The 15763-nt window shown below is 56.1% G+C and carries 13 protein-coding genes; 10 read left to right on the forward strand and 3 right to left on the reverse strand.

Going from position 1 to position 15763, the window contains the following annotated elements:
* The first annotated feature begins 2 nt into the window (after nt 1-2).
* Complete coding sequence (gene thiQ / locus H511_RS0107740; protein WP_036759155.1) at nt 3-728, forward strand: thiamine ABC transporter ATP-binding protein; 726 nt, start codon at nt 3-5, stop codon at nt 726-728.
* Nucleotides 729-765: 37 nt separating this feature from the next.
* On the opposite strand, the gene H511_RS0107745 is transcribed toward thiQ, so the two are convergent.
* On the reverse strand, nt 766-2142 hold the full coding sequence (locus H511_RS0107745) for a PhoH family protein (RefSeq protein ID WP_027251798.1): 1377 nt from the start codon (nt 2140-2142) through the stop codon (nt 766-768).
* A gap of 287 nt (nt 2143-2429) precedes the next feature.
* Here H511_RS0107745 and rapA point away from each other — a divergent pair, with 287 nt between their 5' ends.
* The 3 genes from rapA (at nt 2430) to H511_RS0107760 (ending at nt 7201) form a co-directional block, all read left to right on the forward strand.
* Nucleotides 2430-5345: an RNA polymerase-associated protein RapA gene (gene rapA, locus H511_RS0107750; protein ID WP_027251799.1), complete on the forward strand. Its 2916-nt coding sequence runs from the start codon at nt 2430-2432 to the stop codon at nt 5343-5345.
* Between the two features lie 90 nt (nt 5346-5435).
* Nucleotides 5436-6128, forward strand: coding sequence for a bifunctional tRNA pseudouridine(32) synthase/23S rRNA pseudouridine(746) synthase RluA (gene rluA, locus H511_RS22840; protein ID WP_051287988.1), 693 nt, complete (start codon nt 5436-5438; stop codon nt 6126-6128).
* A 119-nt stretch (nt 6129-6247) separates the two neighbouring features.
* A complete protein-coding gene (locus tag H511_RS0107760; RefSeq protein WP_027251800.1) occupies nt 6248-7201 on the forward strand; it encodes a D-2-hydroxyacid dehydrogenase in 954 nt (317 codons plus the stop codon).
* A 12-nt stretch (nt 7202-7213) separates the two neighbouring features.
* On the opposite strand, the gene djlA is transcribed toward H511_RS0107760, so the two are convergent.
* The gene (gene djlA / locus H511_RS0107765) at nt 7214-8068 is read right to left on the reverse strand and encodes a co-chaperone DjlA (protein WP_027251801.1); all 855 of its coding nucleotides are present in this window, start codon (nt 8066-8068) and stop codon (nt 7214-7216) included.
* A gap of 295 nt (nt 8069-8363) precedes the next feature.
* On the opposite strand from djlA, the gene lptD reads away from it, so the two are divergent.
* The 6 genes from lptD to H511_RS0107795 all read left to right on the forward strand — a co-directional run bounded on the left by lptD (nt 8364) and on the right by H511_RS0107795 (nt 15133).
* Nucleotides 8364-10703 carry an LPS assembly protein LptD gene (gene lptD / locus H511_RS0107770; protein ID WP_027251802.1) on the forward strand — a complete coding sequence of 780 codons (2340 nt, stop codon included), beginning with the start codon at nt 8364-8366 and terminating at the stop codon, nt 10701-10703.
* 58 nt (nt 10704-10761) lie between these two features.
* Nucleotides 10762-12066, forward strand: a complete 1305-nt coding sequence (gene surA / locus H511_RS0107775) for a peptidylprolyl isomerase SurA (RefSeq protein WP_027251803.1) — start codon at nt 10762-10764, stop codon at nt 12064-12066.
* Nucleotides 12053-13045: a 4-hydroxythreonine-4-phosphate dehydrogenase PdxA gene (gene pdxA, locus H511_RS0107780; protein WP_027251804.1), complete on the forward strand. Its 993-nt coding sequence runs from the start codon at nt 12053-12055 to the stop codon at nt 13043-13045. Before surA ends, pdxA begins: the two co-directional genes overlap by 14 nt.
* The gene (gene rsmA / locus H511_RS0107785; RefSeq protein WP_027251805.1) at nt 13042-13854 is read left to right on the forward strand and encodes a 16S rRNA (adenine(1518)-N(6)/adenine(1519)-N(6))-dimethyltransferase RsmA; all 813 of its coding nucleotides are present in this window, start codon (nt 13042-13044) and stop codon (nt 13852-13854) included. Before pdxA ends, rsmA begins: the two co-directional genes overlap by 4 nt.
* Before the next feature lie 73 nt (nt 13855-13927).
* Entirely contained in the window at nt 13928-14311 is a 384-nt protein-coding gene (gene apaG, locus H511_RS0107790; RefSeq protein ID WP_027251806.1) for a Co2+/Mg2+ efflux protein ApaG, read from the forward strand.
* Nucleotides 14312-14323: 12 nt separating this feature from the next.
* Nucleotides 14324-15133, forward strand: coding sequence for a symmetrical bis(5'-nucleosyl)-tetraphosphatase (locus H511_RS0107795; protein WP_027251807.1), 810 nt, complete (start codon nt 14324-14326; stop codon nt 15131-15133).
* A 143-nt stretch (nt 15134-15276) separates the two neighbouring features.
* On the opposite strand, the gene folA is transcribed toward H511_RS0107795, so the two are convergent.
* A complete protein-coding gene (gene folA / locus H511_RS0107800; RefSeq protein ID WP_027251808.1) occupies nt 15277-15759 on the reverse strand; it encodes a type 3 dihydrofolate reductase in 483 nt (160 codons plus the stop codon).
* Between the last annotated feature and the right edge of the window lie 4 nt (nt 15760-15763).

Genomic DNA, 15763 nt, shown 5'->3' on the forward strand with positions numbered 1-15763 from the left:
TTATGACTTCACCTATGCTCTCTTTGTCTCAACTGAGCCATTGCTACCGTCACCATAACCAGGCGCCGATGCAGCTCAGCTTTGATCTGTCGGTCGCGCCGGGAGATATTCTGGCGGTGATCGGCCCCAGCGGGGCGGGCAAAAGTACCCTGCTGGCAATGATCGCCGGTTTTCTCAGGCCGGACAGCGGGGAGCTGAGGATCAACGGTGACGTAATCGACAAGCAGAATCCGGCCGAGCGGCCGCTGTCGATCCTGTTTCAGGATCACAACCTGTTTCCTCATCTGAGCGTGTTCGACAATATTGCCCTGGGTATCCATCCCGGGCTGCGCCTCAGCGCGGCTGACAAAGCATCAGTCAAAGACGCGGCAGAACGGGTCGGCATTGGCCGTTATCTGGATCGCTTGCCAGAGCAATTGTCTGGCGGTCAGAAACAGCGGGTGGCTGTGGCACGCTGCCTGGTCAGACACCGGCCGCTGCTGTTGCTCGATGAGCCGTTTTCCGCGCTGGATCCGGCGCTGCGACAAGAAATGCTGGATCTGATCGCCAGTCTGGCCAAGGAAGCCGGGATCACTGTGCTGATGATCACCCACAGTCCGGACGATGCGCTGAAAATTGCCGATCACTGTGCTTTTGTCGAGCAGGGGGAAATCCGGGTATGCGGCCCCACCCAGCAAGTGCTGGGGGAGCCGGAAGATGAAAGATTAAGGAAGTACCTCGGGCGATGAATGCTTAAGATCCGCTCAGCGGATCCCGCCCGGTTAATTACAGATTTTCTTCAGCAAATTCCGCCAGACGGCTGCGCACCACACCATTGAGGTAGATATTGGCGCTGCCCTCGAAATTCTTAAATCGTTCAACGATATAGGTTAAGCCTGATGTCACAGGCGACAGGTAAGTGGAATCGATCTGCGCCAGGTTACCGGAACAGACCAGCTTAGTGCCCTCACCACAGCGGGTGATGATGGTCTTGATTTGTGAAGCCGTGAGGTTCTGACACTCATCCAGCAACACGAAAGCGTTCTGGATAGAGCGGCCGCGCATAAAGTTAATCGATTTGAACTGGATATTGGCTTTTTCGAAGATATATTTCATCGAACCGTCAGTGCAGACATCGTGCTTATGCAAGGCCTCCATGGTGTCTGTCACTGCCGCCAGCCAAGGCATCATTTTCTCTTCTTCCGTACCCGGCAGGAAACCGATAGATTCGGCAATGTCCGGGGTATTGCGGGTAACAATGATCTTGTCGTACATGCCTTTTTCGATCACCAGCTCCAGGGCGGCAGCCATCGCGAGGATCGTCTTACCACACCCGGCCGGGCCGGTCAGGATCACCAGATCGATATCAGGATCGAGCAGCGCGTCCATCGCCATGCCCTGATAGATGTTCTTCGGATGAATGCCCCATGCCTGGCGGTGCATCAGGCGCTCATGCCCCAGATCTTTCAGGGTGACCATTTCCCCGTCCAGACTCTGGATCCGGGCCGCGAAATCGGTATCTTCATCAATCAGGTACTGGTTGACGAAGGGGGATTCAAACAGCTCTTGCGGCAGCGTATGCAAGGTCGAGCGGCCGCGTTTTTCAGAATGGCACTCACCCACACGCTCCCAGAAACTGGCCGGATAGCGGTGGAACCCTTTGGTCAGCAGGCTGACGTCATCAATCAGCTGATCTGACCGGTAATCGTCGACGTAAAACACCCCGGCGCCTTTGGCACGCAGGCGCATGTTGATGTCTTTAGTGATCAGCACCACCTTGCGCGGCGCATAATGATTCTGGAGGTAGAGCACCCCGTTGAGAATCCGGTTGTCACCGGCCTTGTCGGCAAAGGCATGCACAGTTTCGTGAATTTCGTAATCGGCGAAAATCGCGATACGGCCTTTGTGGTCACCTTGCTCGGTCAGGGGGATCCCGGCTGAGATTTGTTCCGGTGTGGCATCGTGGAAGATATCTTCGAGGGCGCGGATAGCAACACGGGCATCGCGGGCAACGTCGCGTTTGCTGTCTTTGATCCGGTCGAGCTCTTCCAGGACCGTCATGGGAATCACTACGTCGTGCTCTTTGAAAGAGTAGATGGCGAGGGGTTCATGTAACAGGATGTTGGTATCAAGTACAAAGACTTTCCTATCAGCATCGTCCATAGACGTCTCCTTGTTCACCTGAAATAGCCATTGGCAAAGGCTATCATTAATAAGCCTAAACCCGCTTTTCATTAATGACCGCAAAAAATGAAAATATTGTGACAATTTTCTCACTTGATGGGTCCATCACTTAGCTCGTGACCTGGCTCCCATCATGCAGTACCATTAGCCCCCTTTTTTGCCGGCGCCATTTGTGGCTTACACTTAATTTCAGTGTAGTTGATATATTCATCGTCGCCGGGATCCAATTCTCCTTGATTTCAAATATTTAGAAGGTTTTGTCCACTATGCCATTTGCTTTGGGTCAACGCTGGATCAGTGACACGGAAAGTGATTTAGGGTTAGGAACCGTGGTCGCCATGGATGCGCGTACTGTCACCCTTATGTTTGCCGCCAGCGAAGAGAATCGCGTATATGCCCGCCATGATGCCCCTGTCACCCGTGTGATGTTCAACGCCGGTGATGTGACTGAAAGCCAGGAAGGCTGGTCGCTCAGGGTCGAGCAAGTGGAAGAACAACAAGGGGTGCTGACCTATATCGGCACCCGCACCGATACCGGGGAAGAAAATGTATCGCTGCGCGAGATCTTCCTCAGCAACCAGATCCGTTTTAACAAGCCGCAGGACAAGCTGTTCGCCGGTCAGATTGACCGCATGGACCGTTTCGTCCTGCGCTACCGCGCCCTGAAAAACCAGCACCAGCAGCACAAGAGCCCGTTGCGCGGCTTGTGCGGGATGCGTGCCGGCCTGATCCCGCACCAGTTGTTCATTGCTCATGAAGTGGGCCGCCGTTTTGCCCCCCGTGTCCTGCTGGCCGACGAAGTGGGTCTGGGGAAAACCATTGAAGCCGGGATGATCATCCACCAGCAGGTGCTGGCAGGACGTGCCGAGCGTATTCTGATCCTGGTGCCGGAAACCCTGCAGCATCAGTGGCTGGTTGAGATGATGCGCCGCTTCAATCTGTATTTCTCTATCTTCGATGAAGAGCGCTGTGTCGAGGCGATTGCCGATGCGGCCAATCCGTTTGAGACCGCGCAATACGTGCTGTGCTCACTGGATTTTCTGCGCAAGAGCCGCCGCCGTTTCGAACAGGCGCTGGACGCCGACTGGGATCTGCTGGTAGTCGATGAAGCCCACCACCTGGTGTGGAGTGAAGAGGCGCCAAGCCGTGAGTACCAGGTGGTGGAAGCCCTGGCCGAGAAAACCCCGGGCTGCCTGCTGCTGACAGCCACCCCGGATCAGCTGGGCCATCAGAGCCACTTCGCCCGCCTGCGCCTGCTCGACCCGGATCGCTTCTACGATTACGAGGCCTTTCTCGATGAAGAGCGCCAGTATGCTCCGGTCGCCGATGCGGTGTCAGATCTGCTGGCCGGCAAAAAACTGGACGACGACAGCCGCGCGACACTGATCAATCTGCTGCCTGAGCAGGACATTGCCCCGCTGCTGGACACCCTGACCACCCAGGGCGACGAACACGCTCAGCATGCCGCGCGTCAGGAGCTGGTCGACAACCTGATGGACCGCCACGGCACCGGTCGTGTGCTGTTCCGTAATACCCGCGCGGCCGTGCAGGGTTTTCCTCAGCGTCACCTCAATCTGTACCCGCTGGCGATGCCGTCGCAGTACAGCACGGCCATGCGTGTCGCCGGCATGATGATGGGGAAAATCAGCGAAGAACAAAAAGTGCTCAAGCTGCTGTATCCGGAAGATATTTATCAGGAATTTGAAGGCGAATCGGCCACCTGGTGGAACTTCGACCCGCGGGTGAGCTGGCTGCTGGATTTCCTCAAAGCCAACCGCAATGAAAAAGTGCTGGTGATCTGCTCCCGCGCGCAAACCGCGCTCAATCTGGAGCAGGCACTGCGCGAAAAAGAAGGCATCCGCGCCACTGTGTTCCACGAAGGCATGTCGATTCTCGACCGCGACAAAGCGGCCGCTTACTTCGCTCAGACAGAAGACGGCGCACAGGTGCTGCTGTGTTCAGAAATCGGCTCTGAAGGCCGCAATTTCCAGTTTGCCAACCAGCTGGTGATGTTCGATCTGCCCAACAACCCGGATCTGCTGGAACAGCGTATCGGCCGACTGGACCGCATCGGCCAGCAACGGGATATCGAGATCCATGTCCCGCATCTGCAGGGCACCTCGCAGGCGCTGCTGGCGCACTGGTATAACGAGGGGCTGAATGCCTTTGAAGAAACCTGCCCGACAGGCCGTGCGGTGTATGAAGCGATTCAGCCGCAGCTGATCACCCTGCTGGCCAGTGAAAACCACAGTGCTGAGGCGCTGGACTCGCTGATCGCCGACAGTGCCCGCATGCACACTGAGCTCAAGAGCAAAATGGAGCAGGGCCGCGACCGTCTGCTGGAGATCCATTCCAACGGTGGCGATGCCGCCCGAGAGCTGGTCGAGCAGATTGCCGCCAAAGACGGCGACACCAATCTGGTGACCTTCGCGCTGGGCCTGTTTGATACCGTGGGCCTCAATCAGGATGACAGAGGCGAAAACGCCCTGGTGATCACCCCGTCTGAACACATGCTGGTAGCGAGTTTCCCGGGTTTGCCGCAGGATGGCTGTACCATTACCTTTGACCGTGATACCGCGCTGTCACGCGAAGACATGCACTTTATCAGCTGGGAACACCCTATGATTCAGGGCGGGATTGACCTGCTGCTGTCGGAAGGTGTCGGCACCACAGCGGTGTCTTTGCTCAAGAACAAGGCACTGCCCGCCGGCACGTTGCTGCTGGAACTGGTGTACGTGGTCGATGCCCAGGCACCTAAGCAATCCGGGATCGGCCGCTTCCTGCCGCACACGCCTATCCGTATCCTGCTGGATGCCAAAGGCAACAACCTGTCGGATAAGGTCGAGTTCGAAGGCTTCAACCGCCAGCTGAGTCCGGTCAACCGCCATCTGGGCAGTAAACTGGTAAATTCGGTGCAGAGAGACATCCATGCCCTGATTGCTGCCGGTGATCAGCTGATCGAACCTGAGCTGGCCAAAGTGCGTCAGGCGGCGCAGCAGGAGATGGAAAGCACTTTAGGTGCCGAGCTGGCCCGTCTGCAGGCCCTGAAATCGGTCAACCCTAACATCCGGGACGATGAGCTGGAATTGCTGCAAAGCCAGATTCAGGATCTGACCGCTTACATCAGCAAAGCCCAGATTCAGCTCGATTCGCTGCGTGTCATCGCCGTCAGCCATAACTGATACAGGCACTATCCGGGCGGTAGGTACTCCCTGCCGCCCTGTGTTACCATTTCGCCGCTGCCTGTGCATACAACCTGAGATAGCCCGAACATGAACCCCTTACCACAGCTGGACTATAACCCGCCTACCGATCCCTGGCTGGATGTGCTGTATGTCGACCGCGATATCATAGCCGTCAACAAACCTTCCGGTCTGCTGTCAAATCCCGGCCGCGATCCGGCGCATGCCGACAGCGTGTTTAACCGCGTGCTGGCCGAGCATCCCAAAGCGCAGATTGTGCATCGTCTGGACATGGCCACTTCCGGGCTGATCATACTGTCGCTCAACAAGGATGCCGAACGGCACCTCAAAGCCCAGTTCCGCGACCGTCAGACCGAAAAAGTCTATTACGCCCGTATCTGGGGCACACCGGAACAGCCAAGCGGCACCATAGATCTGCCGCTGATTTGCGACTGGCCCAACCGCCCGATGCAGAAAGTCTGTTTTGAGCACGGCAAACCCTCGGTGACCCATTATGAGGTGATTGCCAGTGACGGCCAGAGCAGCTTAGTCAGACTGCGCCCGGTCACAGGACGCTCTCATCAGCTTCGCGTCCACATGCTGGCGCTGGGCCACCCGATCCTGGGCGATGGTTTCTATGCCCATGATCAAGCCAAAGCACTGGCCCCCCGCCTGCAACTGCACGCGGCGGAACTGAGCTTTTTCCACCCCTACAGCAACGAAGCCCGTCATGTGTTCGCACCGTGCGAATTCTATCCCGACGCGCCTGAGCGGACGCTGTAAAGCACAACCGGCCTTCCCTGCCGACCTCTGAGTCGGCAGCTTGGTTCGCCCGGCTTGCAGCCTGCCCCTCGCTGGTGTTTACTGTGTGCCATCAACCACAGCATCAGCAGGGAGCCGTGATGCACCAGATAGTTTTTCTCGATCGCGATACCATCCCCCATCAGATCACCCTGCCCCGCCCGGCCTTTGCGCACCACTGGCAGGAATACCCGACCACCTCTTCGGCGCAGCTTGTTGAACGGCTGCAACAGGCCACCATCGCCATCACCAATAAAGTGGTGCTCAATGCCGATACACTGCGTCAGTTACCGCAGCTGAAAATGATCGCCATTGCCGCCACAGGCACCAATAATGTCGATCTGGACTACTGCCGCGAGCACGGCATAGTGGTCAGTAACATTCGCGGTTATGCCACCGGCTCGGTGCCGGAGCATGTCATTGCCATGCTGTTTGCGCTCAAACGCAACCTGTTCGCGTACCACAAAGATATTCAGGCCGGCGTCTGGCAGGAGAAGAAACAGTTTTGTTTTTTCAGCCACCCGATTGGCGATGTGGCCGGCAGCACGCTGGGGGTGATCGGCAGCGGCAGCCTGGGACAGGCGGTCGCCCGGCTGGCGGCAGCGATTGGCATGAAAGTCGTGTTTGCCGAGCGCAAAGGTGCCAGCCAGTGTCGCGCGGGCTACCTGCCTTTTGAGCAGGTGCTGCAAACCGCCGATGCGATTACGCTGCACTGTCCGCTCAGCGAGGAAACGACAAATTTGATTGCGGCACCAGAGCTGGCACACATGAAGCCCGGCAGCCTGCTGATCAATACCGGCCGCGGCGGGCTGGTTAACGAAGAGGATTTGGTTGAGGCGCTGCGATCCGGCCACCTGGGCGGTGCCGGGTGCGATGTGTTTACCCGGGAGCCCGCCGACGCGTCTAACCCGCTGCTGGCCAACGCCGCCTTGCCCAACCTGCTGCTGACACCCCATGTGGCCTGGGGGGCGGACTCGGCCATTCAGACGCTGGCCAATCAGCTGATCGACAACCTGGAAGGCTTTGCCGCCGGCCGCCCTCAGCACTGTGTCTGAGGGCCTTGGCCCTTATTTAAAGCCTTTTTCTTTTTTTATCAGCTCGTAAGCTGCCGTCAGTTCCTGGGCTTTCTGCTTCGCCAGCTCCATCATCTCTGGCGGTAAGCCTTTGGCCGCCAGTTTGTCCGGATGGTGCTCGTTCATCAGTTTACGGTAAGCACGTTTCAGATCTTTCGGATTGGCTTCTTTTGCTACCCCCAGCAGTTCATACGCATCACTGAGCTGATCCCGGGTTGGCGCCTGTCGAAAACCGCCCTGCTGTTGCTGTGACTGCTGGCGATAAAAACCGCCCCCCTGCTGAAAACGAAACGCCGCTTCTTGCATATGCAGACGCCTTTCCAGCTGCTGATCGGAAAAACCCAGCGCACGGCCAATCACGAACAGTAACTGGCGCTCTTTCGGATGCAGGCTGCCGTCGGCAAACGCGGCCTGGATCTGCAATTCGAGAAAAAACTGCAGCAAATCGAGCCGGCCCGTCCCTTGCTGACGCACCCGGGTCAGCACCTCCTGAAGGGGAAAATCTTCTGATTTACCATCGCGGAAAGCTTCCTGAGCCAGCCGGCGTGCTTCGCCGTGCAGTTGCATGCGGTCCATAATGGCACTGGCAACACGAATTTCCTCCAGGGTCACCCGGCCTTTCGCTTTGGCCATATGGCCCATCACCGCAAACGCCGCATGAAAAAACGCCGCCTGACGTTCATGCTGATCAGCCTGACCCTGGCTAAATCGGCCAAAACTGCCACCCTGATACACACCGGCACGCGCCCGATCGAACTTATGACCCAAAAAGATGCCTAATAACAACCCGATAGGTCCACCAAGAAGGAAACCAAAAAATGCCCCTAAAATCTTGCCCAACACCTGCATGTTATACTCTCTGGTAATTTGCTAAATTGTGCCCACGAATGCCGTCTAGTCTTACGAAAAGAGATAGGTTTATCAGCGTGACTTGCTGCCATAAAGCACAGCGCCGTCTGATAAAGACCTCGCGGCATAATAGCAGAAAAAACAATAATGAATTTATCCGGTCCGATGAATACAGGGTCCCACAGAGATGCCGATAAGCAGAAATTGCTTTATCATAGCAGCCTTTATTGCGGGGACGGCAGGGCCGGTCTGGACACCTTTGCGCTATATCATGAACACAGGAAATTAAATCTCAATGTCATTCACTTCTCGCAGCTTATTGGCGACCATGATCAGCATAGCTTTATATGGCCCGTCAGCTTTCGCCAATGATGCCCTCATTGAGAATGAAGCCAGCCCGACGGCAGAGGAAGAGCTTGCCCTGGTCAAAGGCATGTGCCTGACCCCGGATCCCAGTGACGGTGATCCCAATAATGCCCCGATCAGAATCACCGCCGATAAGGCAGAGGCGGACAGCGACGCCAGCGTGACTTACTCCGGCGATGTGGTCGTTCGGCAATCCAACCGGACCGTGGCGGCCGATGTCGCGACCATGAACCAGCAAAACAATACTGTCAGCGCCAAGGGCAACGTGTATTTCCACGATGGCAGCATTGAAGTCTACGCTGACAGCATGCACAACAACCTGGATACCGACGACGCCGAAATTAACAACGCCGTCTACAGCCTGACCTGCGAAGCCGGCCGGGGTGAAGCCACCAAAATTGAAAAGCAGGGCATGACCTATTATCGCCTGCGCAACGGCACTTACACTACCTGTCCGCCCGGGGATAAAAGCTGGCAATTTACCGCCACCAGCATTGAACGTGAGGCCGACTCGCCGTTTGCCGACCTGTATAACGCCCGGTTCGAAGTACTGGATGTGCCGGTGTTCTACATGCCTTACCTGCGTGTGCCTGTCGGTGACGAGCGGCTGACCGGTTTCCTCTACCCGACCGTGAGTTACGGCTCCCGTGACGGTTTTGAGCTGGAAACCCCGTTTTACTGGAATATTGCCCCCAACTACGATCTGACCTTTACCCCGAAATACATGAGTAACCGTGGCCTGCAGCTCAACAGCCAGTTCCGTTATCTCACCGATCTGGGACAAGGCAGCCTGAAAGGGGAATACCTCGGCAGCGATGAAGCTTCCGATACTGACGATGCACGCTGGGCCTACAACTGGTCCCACAGCGGCCGGTATCAGGATAACTGGCTGTTTAATGTTGATTACAGCAAGGTCAGTGACGTGACCTATTTCTCGGATGTCGATTCAGAGATCGGCCGCCGGGAAGACAACAACCTGCTGCAAACCGGCGAAGTGACCTACCAGGAAGAAAAATGGAACTCGACCTTACGGGTCAGGAATTTCCAGCCGCTGACGCCGGGGGTGTCGTCCAACTACCGTCTGATGCCGCAGCTGACCTTCAATTACTACGAACCTGAGCTGGGTTATGATCTGGACTTTGGCTTCCTGAGCCATATCAGCCGGTTTGAAAATGACGACTCGACGAAACCATCCGCCGACCGTGTCCATTTAGAGCCATCTCTGACGCTGCCCTTCGCAACCCCCTGGTGGTCAATGACTACAGAAGCCAAGCTGATGTACACCTACTACAATCAGGAGTTCGATCCCACGGTTGCCGGTCTGGAAGATCTGGAAGAAACCGCATCCCGGACTGTGCCCAGTCTGCGGATGCTGACAGGCTTGTATTTCGAGCGGGATACCGACCTGTTCGGTGATGCCTATGTTCAGAGTCTGGAACCGCAACTCCAGTACCTGTACATCAAGGATGTGGAGCAGGGCGACATTTACGGCTCATACGACACCACTATTCTGCAAACCGATTATTACGGTTTGTTCCGTGATCGCCGTTACTCCAGCGTCGACCGCATTGCTGCCGCTAACCAGTTTACCGTCGGTGCCACCACCCGCTTTTTCGACAGTAATTTAAAAGAGCGCTTCAACCTTGCCTTTGGCCAGATTTTTTACCTCAACGATTCCGGCCGGAATTTACAGGAAGAAGGCGAATCTCAGCCGAATTATTCTGCCTCGGCGTTTGAGTCTGATTTCAACTTTAATGACTGGCTCTTCTTCCACGGCGGCCTGCAATATGATGCCAGTGAAAGAGACATGCAGTTTGCCAACGCCGCACTGGAATACCGTGAAGGCGGCCTGTTCAGCCAGCTGAATTACCGCTACGTGTCGAAAGAGTACATCCAGCAGAGCCTGCCGGATAACAACCAGATAGATAATTACACCGAAGAGGGTATTTCTCAGATTGGCTTCTCAACCGGATTCCCGATTCACGCCGGACTGAGTGTGCGGGGGGATTACTACCACGATGTCACAGAAAACCAGATGGTGGAAGGCCAGGTCTCGCTCAATTACCGCTCCGACTGCTGGATGATCACACTGGGCTACAACCAGTACATGGTGGCGCGCAGCAACGTCAACACCCAGCCGGTTGAGTACGAACAGAACTTCAGTATCTCGTTCTCACTGCTTGGTCTGGCAGGAGTCCCACCTGTCGGCGCGTCGTCAGCCAGTGGCAATGCCATTGCATACGGACGACCTTTCTACCTGAACAATTAACAGGCCGGGCCAAGGCCCGCCCTAACCAACCGCGCATTGAAGCGCCCTGGATACGGATATGAAAATGTGGAAGTCTTTTATTCTCGGCCTGACTCTTCTGGGCCTGACAACCGGTTCGCTGGCCGCCCTGCAGCCACTGGACAAAGTGGTCACTATTGTTAACGACAGCGTTATCCTGCAAAGCGATGTCGATGCGATGCTGAAAACCGTCCATCTCAATGCGGCGCGTCAGGGCCAGCCCCTGCCGGACGACAGCATTCTGGTCAATCAGGTGATGGAAAAACTCATCATGGAAACCCTGCAGCTGCAACAGGCAGAGCAATTTGGTATCCGTATTGATGACAACCGCCTGGATCAGGCGATCAGCCAGATTGCTGCCGAGCAAAATATGTCCCTGGCCCAACTGCAGCAGGAGCTGGCCGCCGGTGGCATCAGCTACCCGATTTTCCGCGAGCAAATCCGCCGCGATCTGACCGCCAGTGAAGCCCGTACCATCATGGTGCGCCGCCGGATCAATATTCTGCCGCAGGAAGTGGACAGCCTGGTGACCCAACTGGGCCAGCAGCAGCAGGAAAGCGTGCAATACAATGTCAGCCATATCCTGATCCGCCTGGGCGAAGGTGCCAGTCAGTCGGAGCGCCAGACGGCCGAGCGAAAAGCCAACGAATTGCTGGCGCAATTGAACCAGGGGGCTGATTTCACCAACCTGGCCTACAGTGCGTCCAATGGTCCCAAAGCCCTGCAAGGAGGGGCCTGGGGCTGGATGAGCCCGGAAGAAATGCCGACTATCTTTGCCGATCAGATCCAAGGTCAGGGGAAAGGTGCTATCATAGGGCCATTCCGCAGCGGTGTGGGTTACCACATTCTCAAAATCAATGATGTGAAAGGCCAGGAGACTGTCTCAGTCACCGAAATCAATGCCCGCCACATCCTGCTGAAAACTTCTGTCATCCTCAGCGATGAAGGAGCGAAGAAACAACTCGAGCAGGTTCGCCAGGACATTATCGCCGGTAAGCGCAGCTTTGCTGATGCAGCCCAGGCACTGAGTGCCGATCCGGGCTCTGCGGCCAATGGCGGTGAACTGGGCTGGCAGACGCCAGATATTTACGTCCCTGAATTCAAACAGCAGGTTGAAACCCTGCCTGCAGGCACCGTCAGTGAACCGTTCCAGACGGTACATGGCTGGCATATTGTGGAAGTGCTGGATCGCCGTCAGGTTGACCGCACCGATGCGGCCGCGAAGAACCGTGCTTACCGGATTCTCTTCAGCCGTAAATTTAACGAGGAAGCCCAGGCGTGGCTGCAGGAACTGCGGGCCGGCGCCTATATTGAACAACCAGGATTTGATGATGAACAAGGTTAAACGTATTGCCATCACGCCGGGAGAACCGGCGGGTATTGGCCCGGATCTCGTCGTGGCACTGGCACAACAGCCGTGGCCGCACGAGCTGGTAGTTTGTGCCAACGCCGAACTTATGGCAGAACGTGCGGCCCTGCTGGGCTTACCGCTGGAAATCATCAACTATGATCCAAGCCGTCCGGCCCAGCCGCATCGTGCAGGTACTCTGGTGGTCGACAGCCACCAGCTGAAAGCCAGTGTGACCCCAGGCCAGCTTGACGAGCACAACGGTCATTACGTGCTGGACACCCTCCGCCGTGCTGCCGAAGGCAATATGGACGGCGAATTTGCCGCACTGGTCACCGGGCCGGTGCATAAGGGCATCATTAATCGTGCGGGCGTCTCATTCAGCGGACACACAGAATTTTTCGCCCAGCAGGCACAATCCAATCAGGTGGTGATGATGCTGGCAACCGAAGGGCTGCGTGTGGCGCTGGTGACCACCCACATTCCGCTGGCTTATGTGGCCAAAGCGGTAACCGAAGATCGTATTCATCAGGTAATTCGGGTGCTGCATGCCGATCTGATCAGCAAGTTTGGCATCAAACAGCCGAAAATTTATGTCTGTGGCCTCAACCCGCATGCCGGTGAAGATGGCCACTTGGGCCGGGAAGAGATCGAAGTGATCACGCCGGCCTTGAATGTTCTGAGAGAGCAGGACGGTATGGATCTGGTTGGCCCGCTGCCAGCCGATACCATTTTCCAGGATAAATACCTGGCCGAAGCCGATGCCGTGCTGGCGATGTACCACGATCAGGGTCTGCCAGTGCTGAAATTCAAAGGGTTCGGTAATGCCGTCAATATCACTCTGGGATTACCTTTTATCCGAACATCAGTTGATCATGGTACCGCATTGGAACTCGCCGGTACCGGACAGGCGGACACAGGGAGCCTCTGGACAGCGCTTACCCACGCCATCGAAATGGTAGATAAAAAACAATGAGCAGTGATCAGGTCCATTTAGGCCACCGCGCCCGTAAGCGCTTTGGCCAGAACTTCTTGCACGACGAATACATCATCGACAACATTGTCGCCTCGATTAACCCGAAACCGGGCCAGAATCTGGTTGAAATCGGTCCCGGTCTGGGCGCACTGACCGAGCCTGTCGGTAAACAGGTCGATAAATTTACAGTGATTGAGCTGGACCGCGATCTGGCCGAGCGTTTACGCAATCACCCGGATCTGTCCGGCAAGCTGACGATCCATGAAGGCGATGCCATGCGTTTCGACTTCACTCAGCTGATCAGGGAAAACAATAAACTGAGGATTTTTGGCAACCTGCCTTACAACATTTCAACGCCGCTGATGTTCCACCTGTTCAGTTTCCACCAGCATATTGAAGATATGCATTTCATGCTGCAGAAAGAAGTGGTCAACCGTCTGGCTGCCGGCCCGGGCACCAAAGCCTATGGCCGCCTGACCGTGATGGCGCAATATTACTGCAAAGTGATGCCAGTGCTTGAAGTGCCGCCAAGCGCCTTCAAACCCGCTCCCAAAGTGGATTCTGCTGTGGTTCGGCTGGCACCGTATGAAACATTACCGCATCCTTGTACTAACCTGAAATGGCTGGACCGTGTTTGCCGGGATGGTTTTAACCAGCGCCGTAAAACGGTACGTAACTGCTTTAAAGCCATCATGGACGTGGACACACTGGAAAGCCTGGGCATTAACCCTGGCTCGCGTCCGGAAAACCTGACACTTGAACAGTTTGTGTCTATGGCTAACTGGCTGGATGCCAACCACAGCCACTAAGTAATGTGCCGGGCCATACGCCCGGCAACTGCCTTGCACAAAGGCATTGTCGTATCAGAAAGGAAGCAGCAAGGTGAACAACAAAGTTATCCCTACCATCAAATGCCGGGTCATCACCCATTACATTGATGACCAGTCTGAGCCGGAACAGAACCGCTACGTCTTTTCGTACACCATTACCATTTGCAACCTGGGCCAGGGCAACGCACAACTGCTTCGCCGCCGCTGGCTGATCACAGATGCCAATGGCAAGAAACTGGTGGTGGAAGGGGAAGGTGTGGTCGGTGAACAACCTACCATCGCCCCCAATGATGAATACACCTATACCAGCGGCACCATCATAGAAACACCACTGGGTGTGATGGAAGGCCATTACGTCATGGTCGACGACCACGGTAACGAGTTCAATGCCGACATCGTGCCTTTCCGTTTGGCTATCCCCAATATTCTGCACTAGACAGGGGCGATAATGGCAACCTATCTGGTCGGCGATATTCAGGGCTGTTACCGCGAACTCTGTGCGCTTCTCGAGCGTGTGGGCTTCAGTGAACAGCACGATGAACTCTGGCTGGCCGGCGATCTGGTTGCCCGCGGGCCGGACTCTCTGGCCACCCTGCGTCTGGTGAAATCACTGGGTAACAGTGCCACCAGCGTGCTGGGCAACCACGACTTGCACTTACTGGCTGTGGCCCGGGGCATAGGCAAAGCCAAGCAGAAAGATCGGATTGATCCGGTTTTGCAGGCCAGCGACAGTGACGCATTGCTTGACTGGCTCAGCCGCCAGCCTCTGCTGGCCGAACACCCCACACACCCTGTTGTCATGGTGCATGCCGGTATTCCGCCGCAATGGCAGCTCGACGATGCCCGCCGCTGCGCGCGCGACGTCGAGGCCATATTGCAAAGCGAGCACCAGCACTGGCTGCTGAGCAATATGTATGGCAATGAGCCTGATCTGTGGGATCCTGAGCTGTCGGGGCTGGACCGGTTACGCTACACCATCAATGCGCTGACCCGGATGCGCTACCTGTATCCCGATGGCCGGCTGGAGATGCATTGCAAGCTGCCACCGGGCGAACCGGGCACCGATCATCTGCTGCCCTGGTTCCGCTTTCCGCGCACGCAGCCGCTGGGAAAAACCGTTATTTTCGGCCACTGGGCCTCACTGATGGGCTATCAGGATGACAAGGCGATCGGACTGGACACCGGCTGTGTCTGGGGCCATCAGCTCACCATGCTGCGCTGGGAAGACCAGCAATGGTTTAAGCAAGACAAACTCTGACAGGACCACGTTTTTTCTCCGCTCACTCAGCGCTCAGCTCGTCGCTTACCCCTTGAGAGCGGCTAGCAGGCACACGTTACCATGCCAAATTTATGGCATGGTAACGGCCAGAGCCGGAGGCAAGAAAACAGCGGCAGGCAGGTTTACTGACGTTCCAGTATCACAAATTCCATCTGGTGGGCATTTTTCTCATCGGCCGCGTAGTGCTCGCTGTGCGTCTGCCGCCAGCCGTCTCCCCAGTCCGGGAAGCAAGTATCTCCCTCGACACTGAGATCGATAAAGGTCAGATAGAGACGGTCTGCGACTGGCAGACATTCTGCATACACGCTGCCACCACCGATGATCATCAATTCATCGACCTGCCCTGCTGCAAGCTGGGCAGCAGAAAGATCAGCCACCACTGTCACGCCGTCGGCGGTAAAGTCCGGGTTGCGGCTGATCACAATATTGTGGCGCCCCGGCAAAGGCCGGCCAATGGATTCAAACGTTTTGCGTCCCATGACAACCGGTTTACCCATGGTGACTTTTCTAAACCAGGCAAAATCGGCTGGCAAGTGCCAGGGCATGGCGTTGTCTTTGCCAATCACACGATCTTTTGCCATAGCGGCAACCATACTGATCTTCACACAT

The sequence above is a fragment of the Photobacterium halotolerans DSM 18316 genome, assembly GCF_000425165.1.
GTDB classification, from domain to species: Bacteria; Pseudomonadota; Gammaproteobacteria; order Enterobacterales; family Vibrionaceae; genus Photobacterium; species Photobacterium halotolerans.

Coding starts and splice junctions, on each gene's coding strand:
- thiQ (WP_036759155.1), top strand. CDS start 3: ATGACTTCACCTATGCTCTCTTTGTCTCAACTGAGCCATTGCTACCGT.
- H511_RS0107745 (WP_027251798.1), bottom strand. CDS start 2,142: ATGGACGATGCTGATAGGAAAGTCTTTGTACTTGATACCAACATCCTG.
- rapA (WP_027251799.1), top strand. CDS start 2,430: ATGCCATTTGCTTTGGGTCAACGCTGGATCAGTGACACGGAAAGTGAT.
- rluA (WP_051287988.1), top strand. CDS start 5,436: ATGAACCCCTTACCACAGCTGGACTATAACCCGCCTACCGATCCCTGG.
- H511_RS0107760 (WP_027251800.1), top strand. CDS start 6,248: ATGCACCAGATAGTTTTTCTCGATCGCGATACCATCCCCCATCAGATC.
- djlA (WP_027251801.1), bottom strand. CDS start 8,068: ATGCAGGTGTTGGGCAAGATTTTAGGGGCATTTTTTGGTTTCCTTCTT.
- lptD (WP_027251802.1), top strand. CDS start 8,364: ATGTCATTCACTTCTCGCAGCTTATTGGCGACCATGATCAGCATAGCT.
- surA (WP_027251803.1), top strand. CDS start 10,762: ATGAAAATGTGGAAGTCTTTTATTCTCGGCCTGACTCTTCTGGGCCTG.
- pdxA (WP_027251804.1), top strand. CDS start 12,053: ATGAACAAGGTTAAACGTATTGCCATCACGCCGGGAGAACCGGCGGGT.
- rsmA (WP_027251805.1), top strand. CDS start 13,042: ATGAGCAGTGATCAGGTCCATTTAGGCCACCGCGCCCGTAAGCGCTTT.
- H511_RS0107795 (WP_027251807.1), top strand. CDS start 14,324: ATGGCAACCTATCTGGTCGGCGATATTCAGGGCTGTTACCGCGAACTC.